Raw genomic sequence first — 16,522 nt, forward strand, 5'->3', positions numbered from 1 at the left:
CATGAACCCGTCGAAGACGCCGGCCGAGATCCTCACCATCGACGGCGCCGAGGTCCGCATCTCGAGTCCGGACAAGGTGGTTTTCCCCGGGCCCGGGCTGACGAAGCTCGACCTGGTGCGCTACTACCTCGCCGTCGCGGACGGCGCGCTGCGCGGTGCAGGCGGCCGGCCGATGGTGCTCAAGCGTTTTCCGAAGGGCATCGACGCCGAGCCGTTCTTTCAGAAGCGCGTGCCCGAGAACCACCCCGACTTCATCGACACGGCAGTACTGAACTACGCGTCCGGGACGTCGGCCGAGGAGGCCGTCATCCGGGATGCCGCCGGGCTGGCGTGGGTGGTGAATCTTGGCTGCCTCGACCTCAACCCGCATCCGGTCCGGGCTGAGGACCTCGAGCACCCCGACGAACTGCGGGTGGACCTGGATCCGATGCCGGGGGTCGACTGGTCCCAGATCGTCGACGTCGCCTATGTGGCGCGGGAGGTTCTCGACGACACGGGTCTGGTGGGATGGCCGAAAACGAGCGGATCGCGCGGACTCCACATCCTGGTGCGCATCGCGCCGCAGTGGTCGTACCGGGACGTGCGGCTCGCGGCCGAAACCCTCGCCCGTGAGGTCGAGAACCGCGCGCCCGGCCTCGCCACTGCGCGGTGGTGGAAGGAGGAGCGCGGCGAGAGTGTGTTCGTCGACTTCAACCAGAACGCCAAGGACCGCACCGTGGCATCGGCGTATTCGGTCCGGCCCTTGCCTGATGCCCGGGTCTCGACGCCGCTCGGCTGGGACGAGGTCCGATCCATCCGGCCGGAACAGTTCACGGTGGGCACGGTGCCCGGGCGGTTCGCGGATCTGGGAGATCCTCACGCCGGGATCGATGACGCCGTCGGAACGCTTGACGGGCTCCTCGCGCTCGCGGCCGAGCTCGGGCCCGCCGAGAAGGCGCCGCGCGGGGGCAACGGCTCCGGCCGCAGGCAGTCGGTGATGCCGCTCATCGAGGTGGCCCGCACCAAGACCAAGCCCGAGGCGCTCGCGGCGCTCGACGAGTGGAAGGCCCGGCATGCGGACCTCGTCCCGGCCCTGCACCCGGCCGATGTGCTCGTCGACGGAATGCGCGGATCGAGCTCGCTCTGGTACAGGGTGCGGGTGAACCTGCAGCACATCCCCGCAGCGGAGCGTCCGCCGCAGGAGGAGCTCATCGCCGACTACGACCCATGGGCCGGCAAGGAGTGGCCGGGGCGCCCGGGGTCCTGACAAGCAGCGACGCGCAAAGCGCCCAGCGCAACGCAAAAGGCCTGGCGACACCCGGATTCAGGTGTCGCCAGGCCTTTTGGGCGTCATCAGCGAAGATGCGTATCGCCAACCTCGTTACGAACGCCGGCGACCGAATACTGGAAGGCTGTGAATCCAGCGTGAGATCCGGCCGGGAGCGTGGGTCCGGTCCGCGGGAAGATAAAAATCCGGATCCGCTCCGCCTCCGCGGGGGAGGTAGAACTCCGGGACTGAGGGGCTGGCCGTCTCGGCCGGTGCAACGGGGAACTGGTCCTGGGGGTACATCTGATCCTCCCTTGTTTTTCCTTGTTTTTTCGTATTGCGGAATGAAGTTATTGCTATATGAAAATAGTAGAGGCTGGTGGGCCGTCGGGTCAATGGCCCCGGACCACTCCGGTCACAATCAGGATTTTCAGAAAGTGATGTACACCACCGCCAAGACTCGGCTACGCTTTAACCAATTCGTGGCGTGGGTCACGTAACCTGGGAGCAGCAGGCAGGGTCGTAATGAGCTGGCATCAATGGATGCCGGCTCTTTTTTGTTGGGTCGGCACCACCGGAAACGCGCTGGAAATGCGCGCTTAATTTCAATGATGGAACCTAGGTTCCACCTCACGGAAGTTGGGAACAGACCATGAGCAGCAAAATCATCCTCGGCCAGAACCAGTACGGCAAGGCCGAAGTCCGGGTCGTCAAAATCACCCGGGACACGGACCGCCACGAAATCGAAGACCTGAACGTCACCTCGCAGCTCCGTGGCGACTTCGCCGCCGCCCACCTCGAAGGCGACAACAGCCACGTCGTGGCAACGGACACCCAGAAGAACACCATCTACGCGTTCGCCAAGGATGGCATCGGCTCACCGGAGGCGTTCCTGCTGCGCCTTGGCGAGCACTTCACCTCCAGCTTCGACTGGGTCACCGGCGGACGCTGGGAAGCGGAGTCCTACAGCTGGGACCGCATCCAGGCCCACGGCACCGCGCACGACCACTCCTTCGTGCGCAACGGCCAGGAGGTCCGCACCGCGGTCCTCGTGAAGGACGGCGCGGCAACCCACCTGATCTCCGGGCTCAAGGACCTGACCGTCCTGAAGTCCACGCAGTCGGGCTTCGTGGGGTATCCGAAGGACAAGTACACCACCCTGCCGGAGACCACGGACCGCATCCTGGCCACCGACGTCTCCGCACGCTGGCGGTTCAAGGCCGGCACGGACTTCAGCTCGCTCGACTTCAACAAGAGCTACGAGGACATCAAGGGCCTGCTGCTCGAAGGATTTACCGAAAAGTACTCCCACGCCCTGCAGCAGACGCTGTTCGACATGGGCGCCAAGGTCCTCGAAGCTCACAGCGAGATCGATGAGATCAAGTTCTCGATGCCCAACAAGCACCACTTCCTGGTGGACCTGTCGCCGTTCGGCCTGGACAACCCCAACGAGGTGTTCTTTGCCGCCGACCGCCCCTACGGCCTGATCGAGGCCACCGTCCAGCGCGAAGACGCCGCCCCGGCGGAGATCGCCTGGTCCGGAATCGCCGGCTTCTGCTAAGCCCTTAGTACCAACGGTTGAGCTTGTCGAGATCCTCTGGTTTCGACAGGCTCAACCACCGGTGATTGAGCCTGTCGAAACCAGAGGCCACCACCCAAGTCTTTCAGCCACACCCGTTAGCCAGACATTGTTAGCCAGACGAAGGCGTCTGCCATGAACCAAGAAAGTCTGCCATGAACACTAAGAAAAAAGCCCGCACAGCGGCAGCCCGCCCCGAAGACCAAAGACTCTCCCTTGGGGCAACCTTTGCCTACGGGTTCCAGCACGTCCTCACGATGTACGGCGGCATCATTGCCCCGCCGCTGATCATCGGTGCGGCCGCCGGCATGTCATCGCAGGACATCGGCCTGCTGATCGCCGCGTGCCTGTTCGTCGGCGGCCTGGCCACGATCCTTCAGACCGTCGGCATCCGGTTCTTCGGGTCCCAGCTGCCCCTGGTCCAGGGCGTCTCCTTCGCTGGCGTCTCCACCATGGTGGCGATCGTCCACGGCGGCGGCGGCATCCAGGCGGTCTTTGGCTCCGTGATTGCGGCGTCACTGATCGGCCTGCTGATCACGCCGCTGTTTTCCAAGATCATCCGCTTCTTCCCGCCGGTGGTCACCGGCACGGTGATCACCACCATCGGCCTGACGCTGATGCCGGTCGCGGCCAACTGGGCCATGGGCGGCAACAGCAAGGCACCCAACTACGGCAGCATGGCCAACATCGGCCTGGCCGCCGCTACCATGGCCATTGTCCTGCTGCTCAGCAAAGTGGGCAGCGCGGCGATCTCCCGGCTTTCCATCCTGCTGGCCATGGTGCTGGGCACGGCTATTGCCTTCGCCTTTGGAATGGCTGATTTCTCCAAGGTGGGCCAAGGCGAAATAGTTGCCTTCCCCACCCCCTTCGCCTTCGGGGCTCCCACGTTCGAGCTTGCCGCGATCATCTCCATGCTGATCGTCATCCTCGTGACACTGACCGAAACCTCGGCGGACATCATTGCCGTGGGCGAAATCGTGGGCACCAAGGTGGACTCCAAGCGCATCGGCGACGGCCTGCGGGCAGACATGCTCTCCAGCGCCATCTCCCCACTGTTCAACTCCTTCACGCAAAGCGCCTTTGCCCAGAACGTGGGCCTCGTCGCCATCACCGGCGTCAAGAGCCGCTTCGTCGTCAGCGCCGGCGGCCTGATCCTGGTGATCCTGGGCCTGCTGCCGGTGCTTGGCCGGGTGGTGGCAGCGGTGCCGACCCCCGTCCTGGGCGGTGCCGGCGTCGTACTCTTTGGAACCGTTGCCGCCAGCGGCATCCGGACACTGGCCAAAGTGGAGTACAAGAACAACATGAACCTGATCATCGTGGCGGCGTCCATCGGGTTCGGCATGATCCCGATCGCCGCCCCCGCGTTCTACGACCAGTTCCCGTCCTGGTTCGGCACCATCTTCCACTCGGGCATCAGTTCGGCCGCCGTGATGGCCATCCTGCTGAACCTGCTCTTCAACCACCTCAAGGCCGGCAACTCGGAGAACCAGTCGGTGTTTGTGGCAGGCACCGGGCGCGTGGTCCGGGAGGAGGACCTGCAGTGCCTGGCCGACGGCGACCGCTTCGAGGGCGGCAAGCTGATTGACTGCGACGGCAAGGAAGTCCCGATCCAGGCGTCCTCCGCATCCGAGCACTAACCCACTCGCCGCGAACAAGCAGCTCAGCGCGAACGTACACTTGGGGCCCCAATTTCCTCGGAAAACGGGGCCCCAAGTGTACGTTCGCGCTCTGCAGCAGGGAGCGCCGCGGGGAACGGAGTGTCAGCCGCGACCGGACGTGAGACGGTTGTTTCATGAGGATCGATGAACGTATCGAGCGGCATTACCCCGAGCTGAGCCCGCAGGAGCAGAAGGCGGCCGACACCCTGCTGGACCGGCTCGGCGACCTGGCCGTGTACAACGCCGCGGAGCTGGCCAGCCTCAGCGGCGTCTCCAAGGCGACCATGAGCCGGCTCTTCCGCCGGCTCGGTTTCGCCGACTTCAGCGAGGTCAAGGAACACACCCGCGCACTCAGGACCAGCGGCGTGCCGATGCCCGTCCAAGAACCCAACGGAGGGCTGCCGCTCCACGTCAGCCACGAGCTGGCCCAGCTGCAGCGGTTCTTCGATTCCCTCGACGCCGCCCGGCTGGAGTCGGTGACCCAGCACGTTGCCCGCGCGGACAACGTCCTCCTGATCGGCTTCCGCAACAGCTTTCCTGTCGCGCTGCACCTGCGCCAGCAGCTGTTGCAGTGCCGGAGCGGCGTTGATCTGGCGCCGCAGCCCGGCCAGAGCGTAGGCGAGGAACTGGCAGGACTGGGCCAAGGCGACGTTGCGGTCCTCCTCGGCTTCCGACGCCGGCCGAAGGGCTTCCGGGAGGTTCTCACCGCCGCCGCGGCCACCGGCGCAACCACAGTGCTCATCGGCGATGCCACCGCCCGCGGGCTCGCCGGGGACTGCACCGTCTGGATCGAATGCCCCGTGTCCGGCACTGCCGCCTTCGACAGCTACGCTGCCCCCATGAGCCTCATGACAGTCCTGGCCAACGGCGTGCTGTCTGCCCTGGAAAAGCCCGGACGGGAGCGGATCCGCAAGATCACCGGCATGTTCGATGCCCTGGACGAGATCGAGCACCGCTGAAAACGTAAATCGCCGGAAGCGCCCCCGAAACTGACCTGAAACATCTGTTCCATCTAATTGATTGTATGAAACGGCCGAGTCTGCCGTCCGTCCCATCGATAAAGAGGAACACGTGACTGAAGCACAAGCAGCACCACAGCAGGCGACCTCGCCGGCAGTGCCGGGACCCGCCGTCGTCCGTCCCGACTATGATCCCCGGCTCAGCAATGAGGACCTCGATCCGCTGACAAACCAGCGCTGGTCCAGCTACAACCTGTTTGCGTTCTGGATGTCTGACGTGCACAGCATCGGCGGCTACGTCACGGCCGGCAGTCTCTTTGCCCTCGGCCTCGCCAGCTGGCAGGTCCTCGTGGCGCTGCTCGCCGGCATCATCATCGTCAACATCTTCTGCAACCTCGTGGCCAAGCCCAGCCAGCTCACCGGGGTTCCTTATCCGGTCATCAACCGGGCAGTCTTTGGGGTCAGGGGCGCCAACATTCCGGCGATCATCCGCGGGCTGATCGCGGTCGCCTGGTACGGCGTCCAGACGTTCCTCGCCTCTGAGGCCCTGGTTATCGTCTTCCTGAAGTTCTTCCCGGGCATGGCTCCGCTGTACGACGTCGGACAGCACGGCTTCCTGGGGCTGTCCGCCCTGGGCTGGATCTGCTACGGCATCCTCTGGGTAGCCCAGGCAGCACTCTTCTGGAACGGCATGGAAAGCATCCGCAGGTTCATCGACTTCGCCGGCCCGGCCGTCTACGTGGTCATGCTGATCCTGGCCATCTACCTGGTCTCCAGGGCCGGCATCGGGAACATTAGCCTCAGCCTCTCCAGCGGCCCGCCTCTGGACTTCGCGGCGTCGATACCCGTGATGGTCTCGGCCATCGCCCTGGTGGTGTCCTACTTCTCCGGACCCATGCTCAACTTCGGCGACTTCGCCCGCTACGGAAAGAGCTACAAGGCAGTCAAGAAGGGCAACCTGCTCGGGCTGCCGGTCAATTTCCTGTTCTTCTCGCTGCTGACCGTGATCACGGCGTCCGCCACCATCCCGGTCTTCGGCCGCCTCATCACCGACCCCGTCAGGACGGTCCAGGAGATCGACACGGTGTTCGCCGTACTCCTTGGCGGCCTGACCTTCGTCATCGCCACGGTGGGCATCAACATCGTGGCCAACTTCATCTCGCCCGCGTTCGACTTCTCCAACGTCAGCCCGCAGAAAATCAGCTGGCGGGCAGGCGGAATGATTGCCGCCGTCGGCTCCGTGATCCTGACCCCGTGGAACTGGTACTCCAACAGCGATGCCATCCACTACACCCTCGGCGTCTTGGGCGCCCTGATCGGCCCGTTGTTCGGCATCCTGATCGCCGGGTACTACCTCGTCAGCCGGCAGAAGGTGTGGGTCGACGAGATGTACACCATGAAGCCCACCGGCCGGTATTGGTTCCGCAATGGCTACAACCCCAACGCCGTCAATGCTGTTGCCATCAGCGGCGCCGTCTCGATCGCGTCCGTGCTGATCCCCAAAATCCTGCTCGACACCGGCGCAACTACCATCAACGCCACGTGGATCGGCAATTACAGCTGGTTCCTGGGCTGCGGGCTGGGCTACGTCCTGTTCTGGCTGCTCGAACGGAAATCACCCATGATCAGCCTCGCCCCGTCCGGTGAGGGGCCAGGCTCAGCCAGCGGACCCATCAGCGACGGCCATCTGGTGTCGGCCATCGCGCCCCGCTGACACCAACCCCTGCACATTGCGCGAACGGACACTTGGGGCCCCAATTTTCCTCGGAAACCGGGGCCCCAAGTGTCCGTTCGCGCCGGGTCAGTTTTGGTTGAATTCGTCGGAGATCGCCTGGGCCGCTTCGCGGAGCAGCGGCACGGCGCGGTCGGCAAAGGACTTGTCCACGCGCGACACCGGCCCGGATACGGATATGGCCGTTGGAGTGGGGGCATTCGGCACCGCCATGGCGAAGCAACGGACACCGAGTTCCTGCTCCTCCTCGTCGATGGAGTATCCGCGCTCGCGGATGAGCTTCAGGTCGGCCAGCAGGGCGTCGATGTCGCCGATGCTCTTGGGAGTGGGCGTCGGCATGCCGGTCCGGCTCACGATCCCGCGGACCGCCTCGTCGTCGAGCTGGGCGAGGATGGCCTTGCCCACGCCCGTGTCGTGGGTATGGGCGCGGCGGCCCACCTCGGTGAACATGCGCATGGAATGCAGAGACGGGACCTGGGCCACGTAGATGACCATGTCCGAATCCAGCACGGCCATGTTGGACGTCTCGCCCAGCCGGTCCACGAGCGACTTGAGCTGCGGCCGCGCGAGCGCCCCCAGCTGCTTGTTGGCGCCTTCGCCCAGCCGGATCAGCCGCGGGCCCAGGGCGTAGCGGCGGTTCGGCAGCTGGCGGATATAGCCGAGCGTAACGAGGGTGCGCAGGAGGCGGTGGATCGTGGGCAGGGGCAGGTCGGTGGAGGAGGACAGCTCGCTGAGCGTGACGTCTCCGCCGGCGTCCGTGATGAGTTCCAAAAGTTCGAAGACGCGCTCAACGGACTGCACGCCTCCCGCGGCTTTTTCGGCCATTCCGTCGTCTCCTGCAGGGGTAGATTCCGACAACTCTTATCCGCATTGTGAAAAGAACTGCTTAGAAAGCCTAAGTTACAGCACGGCGGGGGTCCGCGTCGATGCGCCCAATCCATCACCTTAGGGGGCTTGTGTTTCCATACAGTAGATAATAATATCCATAATACGAAAACATGTAGCGGCGAAAGCCACGCCCAGCGATGGGCCGAACCAGGAGGACCTTCAATGGCGAACCCGAGCCCCGGAAATTCGATCACCCTGCGCGTCGAGGCGCCGTCCAGCTTCACCGCCACCAGCGAGCTCGCCGCGGCCGTGGGCGCCGCCGGCGCGGCCATCACAGCCCTCGACGTCACCGAGTCCCACCACGAGACCCTGGTTGTGGACGTCACCTGCAACACCACCGACGATGACCACGCCAACCGGGTCAAGGACGCCCTCAACGCGCTCGACGGCGTCAGGGTCCGGAACGTCTCGGACCGCACCTTCCTCATGCACCTGGGCGGCAAGCTGGAGGTCGTTCCCAAGGTGGCCCTGCGCAACCGCGACGACCTCTCCCGTGCCTACACCCCCGGCGTCGCCCGCGTCTGCCTCGCCATCGCGGAAAACCCCGACGCCGCCCGGAACCTCACCGTCAAGCGGAACACCATCGCCGTGGTCACCGACGGTTCGGCCGTCCTGGGCCTCGGCAACATCGGCCCGGCCGCTGCGCTGCCCGTGATGGAGGGCAAGGCTGCGCTTTTCAAGCAGTTCGCCAACGTTGACGCCTGGCCCGTATGCCTGGACACGCAGGACACCGAGGAGATCATCAAGATCGTCAAGGCCCTGGCCCCTGTCTACGGCGGCGTGAACCTCGAGGACATCGCGGCCCCGCGCTGCTTCGAGATCGAAAACCGGCTCCGCGAGGAACTCGACATCCCGGTCTTCCACGACGACCAGCACGGCACCGCCATCGTCACGCTCGCAGCCCTCGTCAATGCGCTGCGCGTCGTCGGAAAGAAGCTCGACGAGGTGCGGATCGTCGTCTCCGGCGTCGGCGCAGCGGGCTCGGCCATCATCCAGTTGCTCAAGGCCCAGGGCGCAAAGCACATCGTGGCCGCCGGCCGCTCCGGCGCCATCCACTCCGGCGAGCAGTACAACGACGAACACCGCAGCTGGATCGCCGCCAACACCAACGAAGAGGGATTCTCCGGCACCCTGCACGAGGCCCTCAAGGGTGCGGATGTGTTCATCGGCGTCAGCGCCCCGCACGTGATCGGCGAGGAGCAGGTCGCCTCGATGGCCCAGGACGCCATCGTGTTTGCCATGGCCAACCCGACGCCGGAAATCGACCCTGCCATCGCCTCCAAGCATGCCGCCGTGGTGGCTACGGGACGCAGCGACTTCCCCAACCAGATCAACAACGTGCTGGCATTCCCGGGCTTCTTCCGCGGACTGCTGGACGCCGGCGCCTCCGACATCACCCCCGAGATGCTGGTGGCCGCTGCCGAGGCAATCGCCAACCGCGTGGCTGACGACGAGCTCAACGCCAGCTACATCATCCCCAGCGTCTTCGACCCCCACGTGGCAGCCGATGTCGCGGCCGCAGTGGCCGCCGCAGCCCACGCCGCAGCCGGCGTTCACACGTCACCGGCAGCGACGGGGGACACAATGGAAGCAGCAGCACATGCAGCTGCAGCTGCCAACACAGCAGCAGCCCTCGCCAACGCCTGATTCGCAGCCCTGGAAAGGACCCACAATGGCTATCACAGTCACAGACCCCCGGCCGATCGAGCGGGCAGAGGAGATTCTCACGCCGAAGGCCCTCGCGTTCGTCGAAGAGCTCCACAAGCGGTTCGCGGGCACGCGCGCCGAACTCCTCCAGGCGCGGGCCGCGAAGCGCGCGCACGTAGCCAGGACCGGCAGCCTGGATTTCCTGCCGGACACCCAGGACGTGCGCGACGGCGACTGGAAGGTTGCGCCGGCACCGGCGGCCCTGCAGGACCGCCGGGTCGAGATGACGGGTCCCGCCTCCCCCGCCAAGATGGCCATCAACGCGCTGAACTCCGGCGCCAAGGTGTGGCTCGCCGACCTTGAGGACGCCAGCACTCCCACGTGGGCCAACGTCATCGACGCCATCCTGAACCTGCGTGATGCCGCCACCGGGACCCTGAGCTACACCTCCCCGGAAGGCAAGGAGTACCGGCTCCGCACCGACGCCCCGCTCGCCGTCGTGGTGGCCTGCCCCCGCGGCTGGCACATGGAGGAACGGCACCTGCTGATCGACGGCGTACCCGCCGTGGGTGCCCTGGTGGACTTCGGCCTGCACTTCTTCCACATTGCCAAGCAGCTGATCCTCAACGGCCAGGGCCCCTACTACTACCTGCCGAAGATGGAAAGCCACCTCGAGGCCCGGCTGTGGAACGAGGTGTTCGTGTTCGCGCAGGATTTCCTCGGCATCCACCAGGGCAGCATCCGCGCCACTGTGCTGATCGAGACCATCCCGGCCGCGTTCGAGATGGACGAGATCCTCTACGAACTCCGCGACCACGCCTCCGGCCTGAACGCCGGCCGCTGGGATTACCTGTTCAGCATCATCAAGTACTTCCGCGACGCCGGCGCCAGCTTTGTGCTGCCGGACCGCGCCACCGTGGCCATGACCGCTCCCTTCATGCGCGCCTACACGGAACTGCTGGTCAAGACCTGCCACCACCGCGGCGCCTTCGCCATGGGCGGCATGGCTGCAGTCATCCCCAACCGCCGCGAACCCGAAGTCACGGCCCAGGCGTTCGAAAAGGTCCGCGCGGACAAGACCCGCGAGGCAAACGACGGCTTCGACGGCTCCTGGGTGGCACACCCGGACCTCGTCCCGGTCTGCAAGGAAGTGTTCGATGCGGTCCTCGGTGACAAGCCCAACCAGCTGGACAAGCAGCGCCCCGAGGTCTCCGTGACTGCCGGCCAGCTGCTGGACATCGCCTCGGCCGACGGCCAGGTCACCGAAGCGGGCCTGCGCCTTAACCTGTACGTCGCCGTCGCCTACACGGCAGTGTGGATCTCCGGCAACGGTGCGGTGGCCATCCACAACCTCATGGAGGACGCCGCGACGGCGGAGATCTCCCGCTCACAGGTGTGGCAGCAGATCCGCAACGAGGTGGTCCTTGCGGACACCGGCAACACCGTCACCCGCGAACTGGTCACGAAGATCCTGGCCGAGGAAACCGAGAAGCTGCGCAGCGAGGTGGGCGAGGAGGCCTTCGAGCGCTACTACCAGCCGGCCAGCAGCCTGATCGGGGACATCTGCCTCTCCGAGGACTACACGGACTTCCTCACCACCCCGGCCTACGAACTGGTGGGCTGAGGCATGGCGGTACCCGAACCATCACTCGGCGCGGCTGATCTCGCCCGGATCGACTCACAGTTGGCCGCCACCGACAGGCTGCTGGAGCAGAACTATCCCGGCGACGACGGCTCCCGCCAGCCCGTCCACACGGTGTACGTCCCAGCGGACCGGTTCACGCCATCGCTCGCCGCCGATTGGGGCGCCCAGGCGCTCACGACGGCGGCAGCCCACGGCGGGCTTGCCCGCCTAGGCGCGCTGCTGGGCCAGGACGCGGAACTCGCTGCCGCCGTCGCCTCCCGGGTGGAGGCCAAGCTGGGCAGCGAACCGATCGAGGATCTCCGGCTCGACTTCGAGGACGGCTTCGGGGATAGGGGCGACGACGCCGAGGACGCCGCCGCCGTTGCCGCGGCGTCCGCCGTGGCCGAGGCAGTTGCGGCCGGCACAGCTCCCCCGTTCATCGGCATCCGCTTCAAGTGCTTTGAGGCGGCCACCCGTGCCCGAGGACTGCGTACGCTGGACCTGTTCGTCTCCGGCCTGGCAGCAGCAGGCGAACTGCCCGAGGGCCTGGTCCTGACACTGCCGAAGGTCACCACGGTGGCCCAGGTGCAGGCGATGGAGTTCGCCGTATCCCGGCTCGAGGAACTGCATTCGCTCCCGGCCGGTCGCCTCCGCTTCGAGGTGCAGGTGGAGACACCGCAGCTCATCCTCGGCCCGGACGGGACCTCGCCCGTGGCACAGCTTCCGCACGCTGTTCCCGGCCGGATCAGCGGACTGCACTACGGCACCTACGACTACTCGGCGTCGCTGCAGATCTCGGCCGAGTACCAGTCGATGGAGCACCCGGTGGCTGACTTCGCCAAAGAGGTCATGCAGCTGGCCGTGGCGGGAACCGGCATCCGGCTCTCGGACGGCTCCACCAACATCATTCCGGTGGGCGACAACGTGGAAAACGCCTGGCAGCTGCACGGCCGGCTGGTGCGGCGTTCCCTCGAGCGCGGCTACTACCAGGGCTGGGACCTGCATCCGGCCCAGCTGCCCAGCCGGTTCGCCGCAACGTACGCCTTTTACCGCCAGGGCCTTCCGGCGGCCGCGGCGCGCCTCCGCAATTATGTCGAGCACACCGACGGCGGGGTCATGGACGAGCCCGCCACCGCTCGGGCGCTGGCCGCATTCGTGCTGCGGGGCGTCCAGTGCGGCGCCGTAGGCGCCGACGACGTCCAGGCTCTTGCCGGCGTCGGAATCCCGCAACTCACCGGCCTGGCCCACCCGAGGCTGGCCCACACCATTTCGAAGTAAGGATCCAATGATGGGCAAGTACTACTACCCCCAGGGCGGCCTGCCGCCGCAGACCCACCTCACCACGGAACGGGCTATCGTCACGGAGGCCTACACGGTCATCCCCAAGGGCGTCATGACCGACATCGTGACCAGCACCCTGCCTGGTTTCTCCAACACCCGCTCCTGGATCCTGGCCCGCCCGATCTCCGGGTTTGCCACCACGTTTTCGCAGCTGATCGTGGAAATCGGTCCGGGCGGCGGCGCTCCCAAGGCCGAGTTTGAGCCCGGCGTCGAGGGCGTCATCTTCGTCACCAAGGGAAAGGTCAATCTGACCCTCGACGGCGAGCTGCACCAGCTTGAGGAAGGCGGCTACGCCTACCTGGCCGCCGGTGCTACCTGGGGTCTGGAGAACGTCTCCGATGACATTGTCTCCTTCCAATGGATCCGCAAGGCCTACGAGCGGCTTGAGGGTTACGAGGCAAAGTCCTTCGTCACCAGTGATGCCGAGGTGGAACCCACCGCGATGCCGGATACCAACGGCGCCTGGAAGACCACCCGCTTCACGGATTCCAGCGATCTGGCCCACGACATGCAGGTGAACATTGTGACTTTCGAGCCGGGCGGGGTCATCCCGTTCCCGGAGACCCACGTCATGGAACACGGCCTGTACGTCCTCGAGGGCAAGGCCATGTACCTGCTCAACAACGACTGGGTTGAGGTGGAGGCCGGCGACTTCATGTGGCTGCGCGCCTTCTGCCCGCAGGCCTGCTATGCCGGCGGCCCGGGCCAGTTCCGTTACTTGCTGTACAAGGACATGAACCGCCAGATCCGCCTGACCTAGCCGGCCCCCAGCCGCCGATCGACGCCGAGGTCGCCGGAAGCCTGCGAATTCGCCGCGGGCTTCCGGCGACCCGGCGCGTTTCCGGCGAGCCCGGCAGCGGCACCGCCCGCTCTTGACCTTCCCAGGGCGCGCGAGGAACATGTTTCGTGCCGGCAGGCTGGCCTCCCTGCTGGGGGTTCAGCGCCGGCCCCGGTGAAGGATCTGATGGCATGCCAGGGTTCAGGCTTCCGGTCTCCATCCTGAGATGCGCTGCGGCCATGTCCGCCACGCTCCTGGCCGCCTCCCTTGGCGGCTGCACCGGGTCACCGGATCCGCCTGAGCAGCCAACGTCTTCCGCCGCCGTCTTCGCCGATCTCGAGAGCTTCGGCCGGACCATGATCGACGACGGCGCTCCGGCCGTTCTGGTGCAGGTCAAGAACAAGGGCGAAGAATGGTCCCGCGCAATCGGTGTCAGAAGCCTCGAGACCAGGGAACCGGTGCAAGTCTCCGATCCCGTGGAAGTCACGGGCGTGACGAAATCCATGGTGGCCGTCACCGTCCTGAAGCTCGTGGAGGAAGGCAGGCTTCGCCTCGACGACGCCGTCAGCGAGTACCTGCCGGACCTCGGCCGCGTCGTGCACCCGCCGTTTCCGGTCACTGTGCGCGATCTGCTCAGCCACTCGTCGGGGATGCCGGACTACGCGGCGACGCTGGTTGCATCCAAGCCGCTGAAGGACGTGATCAACACCAGGCTGAGCCTGACCCAACGGCTGGCCTGGGCAGGGCGGACGACGTGGGAGAAACGGCTCGCCCAGGGATTCGAGTATTCGGAGTCGGACTACGTGGCGTTGGCGCTGCTGGTGGAGAGGCTCAGAGGACAGCCGATCGGTGACGTCATCAGTGAGCAGATCACCGGCCCGCTGGGGATGACCGGCACGTTCATGATCGGCGCCAGGACCCCGCCCGCGGGCATGGCACACGGCTATCTGGTCATCGAGGACCGGCGCGTGGATGTGACGTCCCCGGCAGTTCTCACAGGGTCGCCGTCCGGGGGCCTGGTATCCACCGTGCAGGACCTGAACACGTTCTATTCAGCCCTCATGCAGGGAAAGCTCCTGAACCCCGCCACACTGAAGGAGATGCAGACGGCCAACACCGCCGGATTTTACGGCCTCGGCCTGTGGATCTGGAACGACACCTGCACCAACGGCTTCGCCTACGGCCATCCGGGCGACCTCCTGGGCTACGGGACCGTCTCGATGACCAGCGCGGATGGAACCAGGCAGGTGACCGTGGCCCTCACTTACCCGCCGGCGCCTTTTATCCTGGGGGACAACCCGCTCATGCTGGAGATGATGGACGTCGCCGAACAGACACTGAACAGCATGTGCTGACCCCGCCCCTTGCAACATCAACAGCCTCACGCAAGCATGAGACCATGCTGACGATCGGAACAACTGTCCTCGGAGTCAACGACGTCGCCCGTGCCACCGCCTTCTGGTGTGATGCCCTTGGCTATGTCCCCCGGGAGGAGGGCGACGAAACGTGGGTGGTGCTGGTCCCGCAGCAGGGCGAAGGCGCCCGGCTCGCCCTCATGCTCAGCGAGACGCCCGTGCAGCCGCATCCGCGCATGCATCTGGACCTATACGCCGACGACCAGGCCGGCGAAGTGGAGCGACTCGTGGGGTTGGGGGCCTCCCAGGTGGACTGGGACCTGTACCCGGAGGACCCCGACTTCATCGTCCTGGAAGACCCGGACGGGAACCGGTTCTGCGTCGTCGACGCTTCCGCCTGACTACGGGCCTTCCATCAACCAACAAGAGCCGTCACAAGAGATGGGCCCGCAGGCAGGCTCGCACATCACCAGCCGCCCTAGGGCTGAAGAACAACCTTGATGCAGCCGTCCTCCTTCTTCTGGAACTTCTCATACAGCGCGGGCGCCTCTGCCAGCCCCGCGCGGTGGGTGACCAGATCCATGACACCCAGCGGGTCGGCGTCGTCCTCCACCAGCGGAAGCAGCTCATCCGTCCACCGGCGGACGTTGCACTGCCCCATCCGGAGCTGGATCTGCTTGTCGAACATGGTCAGCAGCGGCATGGGGCTGGCCGTGCCTCCGTACACGCCGCTCAGGGACACGGTCCCGCCACGGCGGACCGCGTCAAGGGCCGTGTGCAGGGCAGCGAGCCGGTCCACGCCGGCGGTTTCCATGGCTTTTTGCGCCAGTTTGTCCGGCAGGAGACCCAAGGCTTGGTGCGCGAACCCCGCCACGGGCGAACCATGGGCCTCCATGCCGACGGCGTCCACCACGCCATCGGCGCCGCGGCCCTCCGTCAGCTCGCGGAGCTCATCAGCCACGCCCTTGGAGTAGTCCAGGACCTCGACGCCGTGCCTTGCAGCCATCTCGCGGCGCTCCGGGACCGGATCCACTCCGACCACGCGCAGTCCCAGGTGCGTTCCGACCCTCGAGGCGAACTGGCCCACGGGACCGAGCCCAAGCACGGCCAGCGTCCCGCCGGCGGCGACGTCCGCGTACTTCACGGCCTGCCAGGCCGTGGGAAGGATGTCGGACAGAAACAGGTAGCGGTCATCAGGCAGCTCCTGGCCGACCTTGACCGGGCCATAGTCGGCAAACGGGACCCGCAGGTATTCCGCCTGGCCGCCCGGCACGGAGCCATAGAGTTCCGAGTAGCCGAACAACGCGGCCCCCGAGCCTTTCTGCCTGACCTGGGTCGTCTCGCACTGTGACTGCAGCCCCTGGCTGCACATGTAGCACTGCCCGCAGGCGATGTTGAAGGGGACCACGACCCTGTCGCCCCTGGCCAGCTTGGTGACGCCGGCCCCCACCTCCTCCACGATGCCCATGGGCTCGTGGCCCAGGACGTCTCCCTTGTGCATGTAGGGTCCCAGCACCTCATAGAGGTGAAGGTCCGAACCGCAGATCGCTGTGGAGGTGATTCTGATGATCGCGTCGGTGGGCTCCTGGATGACGGGGTCCGGAACTTCCTCCACGCTCACGGAGCGCTTGCCTTGCCAAGTCAGTGCCTTCATGGGTCCCTTCCTTCAGCTGGAAAAAGATCAGCATGCTTATCAGTCGTGCCGCACAGTCAAA

13 protein-coding genes are annotated in these 16,522 nt (G+C 65.8%); 11 read left to right on the plus strand and 2 right to left on the minus strand.

The window, feature by feature from the left end:
- The first annotated feature begins 1 nt into the window (after position 1).
- The 5 genes from ligD (at position 2) to AC3A3W_RS19485 (ending at position 7,156) form a co-directional block, all read left to right on the plus strand.
- A complete protein-coding gene (gene ligD, locus AC3A3W_RS19465) occupies positions 2-1,246 on the plus strand; it encodes a non-homologous end-joining DNA ligase (protein WP_487444746.1) in 1,245 nt (414 codons plus the stop codon).
- Between the two features lie 652 nt (positions 1,247-1,898).
- Complete coding sequence (pucL, locus tag AC3A3W_RS19470) at positions 1,899-2,807, plus strand: factor-independent urate hydroxylase (protein WP_487444748.1); 909 nt, start codon at positions 1,899-1,901, stop codon at positions 2,805-2,807.
- A gap of 173 nt (positions 2,808-2,980) precedes the next feature.
- Complete coding sequence (locus tag AC3A3W_RS19475; RefSeq protein WP_487444750.1) at positions 2,981-4,462, plus strand: nucleobase:cation symporter-2 family protein; 1,482 nt, start codon at positions 2,981-2,983, stop codon at positions 4,460-4,462.
- A 155-nt stretch (positions 4,463-4,617) separates the two neighbouring features.
- Positions 4,618-5,442, plus strand: coding sequence for a MurR/RpiR family transcriptional regulator (locus AC3A3W_RS19480; RefSeq protein WP_487444752.1), 825 nt, complete (start codon positions 4,618-4,620; stop codon positions 5,440-5,442).
- A 112-nt stretch (positions 5,443-5,554) separates the two neighbouring features.
- Positions 5,555-7,156, plus strand: a complete 1,602-nt coding sequence (locus tag AC3A3W_RS19485) for an NCS1 family nucleobase:cation symporter-1 (protein ID WP_487444754.1) — start codon at positions 5,555-5,557, stop codon at positions 7,154-7,156.
- Positions 7,157-7,243: 87 nt separating this feature from the next.
- Here the strand turns inward: AC3A3W_RS19485 and AC3A3W_RS19490 are convergent, their stop codons facing one another.
- On the minus strand, positions 7,244-7,999 hold the full coding sequence (locus AC3A3W_RS19490) for an IclR family transcriptional regulator (protein WP_205652443.1): 756 nt from the start codon (positions 7,997-7,999) through the stop codon (positions 7,244-7,246).
- A gap of 225 nt (positions 8,000-8,224) precedes the next feature.
- Between AC3A3W_RS19490 and AC3A3W_RS19495 the strand changes: the two genes are divergently transcribed.
- The 6 genes from AC3A3W_RS19495 (at position 8,225) to AC3A3W_RS19520 (ending at position 15,208) form a co-directional block, all read left to right on the plus strand.
- A complete protein-coding gene (locus AC3A3W_RS19495; protein ID WP_487444756.1) occupies positions 8,225-9,709 on the plus strand; it encodes an NAD-dependent malic enzyme in 1,485 nt (494 codons plus the stop codon).
- Positions 9,710-9,734: 25 nt separating this feature from the next.
- Positions 9,735-11,333: a malate synthase A gene (gene aceB, locus AC3A3W_RS19500; protein WP_487444757.1), complete on the plus strand. Its 1,599-nt coding sequence runs from the start codon at positions 9,735-9,737 to the stop codon at positions 11,331-11,333.
- A gap of 3 nt (positions 11,334-11,336) precedes the next feature.
- Positions 11,337-12,611, plus strand: a complete 1,275-nt coding sequence (locus tag AC3A3W_RS19505) for a DUF6986 family protein (RefSeq protein ID WP_487444759.1) — start codon at positions 11,337-11,339, stop codon at positions 12,609-12,611.
- Between the two features lie 10 nt (positions 12,612-12,621).
- Complete coding sequence (locus AC3A3W_RS19510; RefSeq protein ID WP_487444760.1) at positions 12,622-13,434, plus strand: bifunctional allantoicase/(S)-ureidoglycine aminohydrolase; 813 nt, start codon at positions 12,622-12,624, stop codon at positions 13,432-13,434.
- 209 nt (positions 13,435-13,643) lie between these two features.
- A complete protein-coding gene (locus AC3A3W_RS19515) occupies positions 13,644-14,807 on the plus strand; it encodes a serine hydrolase domain-containing protein (protein ID WP_487444762.1) in 1,164 nt (387 codons plus the stop codon).
- 44 nt (positions 14,808-14,851) lie between these two features.
- Complete coding sequence (locus tag AC3A3W_RS19520; protein ID WP_487444763.1) at positions 14,852-15,208, plus strand: VOC family protein; 357 nt, start codon at positions 14,852-14,854, stop codon at positions 15,206-15,208.
- A 77-nt stretch (positions 15,209-15,285) separates the two neighbouring features.
- On the opposite strand, the gene AC3A3W_RS19525 is transcribed toward AC3A3W_RS19520, so the two are convergent.
- Positions 15,286-16,461, minus strand: coding sequence for a zinc-dependent alcohol dehydrogenase (locus AC3A3W_RS19525; RefSeq protein ID WP_487444764.1), 1,176 nt, complete (start codon positions 16,459-16,461; stop codon positions 15,286-15,288).
- Positions 16,462-16,522: the final 61 nt, after the last annotated feature.

The organism is Arthrobacter sp. Soil_N43, assembly GCF_057655195.1.

Coding starts and splice junctions, on each gene's coding strand:
- AC3A3W_RS19495 (WP_487444756.1), top strand. CDS start 8,225: ATGGCGAACCCGAGCCCCGGAAATTCGATCACCCTGCGCGTCGAGGCG.
- AC3A3W_RS19480 (WP_487444752.1), top strand. CDS start 4,618: ATGAGGATCGATGAACGTATCGAGCGGCATTACCCCGAGCTGAGCCCG.
- AC3A3W_RS19475 (WP_487444750.1), top strand. CDS start 2,981: ATGAACACTAAGAAAAAAGCCCGCACAGCGGCAGCCCGCCCCGAAGAC.
- AC3A3W_RS19505 (WP_487444759.1), top strand. CDS start 11,337: ATGGCGGTACCCGAACCATCACTCGGCGCGGCTGATCTCGCCCGGATC.
- AC3A3W_RS19510 (WP_487444760.1), top strand. CDS start 12,622: ATGGGCAAGTACTACTACCCCCAGGGCGGCCTGCCGCCGCAGACCCAC.
- AC3A3W_RS19525 (WP_487444764.1), bottom strand. CDS start 16,461: ATGAAGGCACTGACTTGGCAAGGCAAGCGCTCCGTGAGCGTGGAGGAA.
- AC3A3W_RS19520 (WP_487444763.1), top strand. CDS start 14,852: ATGCTGACGATCGGAACAACTGTCCTCGGAGTCAACGACGTCGCCCGT.
- AC3A3W_RS19490 (WP_205652443.1), bottom strand. CDS start 7,999: ATGGCCGAAAAAGCCGCGGGAGGCGTGCAGTCCGTTGAGCGCGTCTTC.
- pucL (WP_487444748.1), top strand. CDS start 1,899: ATGAGCAGCAAAATCATCCTCGGCCAGAACCAGTACGGCAAGGCCGAA.
- AC3A3W_RS19515 (WP_487444762.1), top strand. CDS start 13,644: ATGCCAGGGTTCAGGCTTCCGGTCTCCATCCTGAGATGCGCTGCGGCC.
- aceB (WP_487444757.1), top strand. CDS start 9,735: ATGGCTATCACAGTCACAGACCCCCGGCCGATCGAGCGGGCAGAGGAG.
- ligD (WP_487444746.1), top strand. CDS start 2: ATGAACCCGTCGAAGACGCCGGCCGAGATCCTCACCATCGACGGCGCC.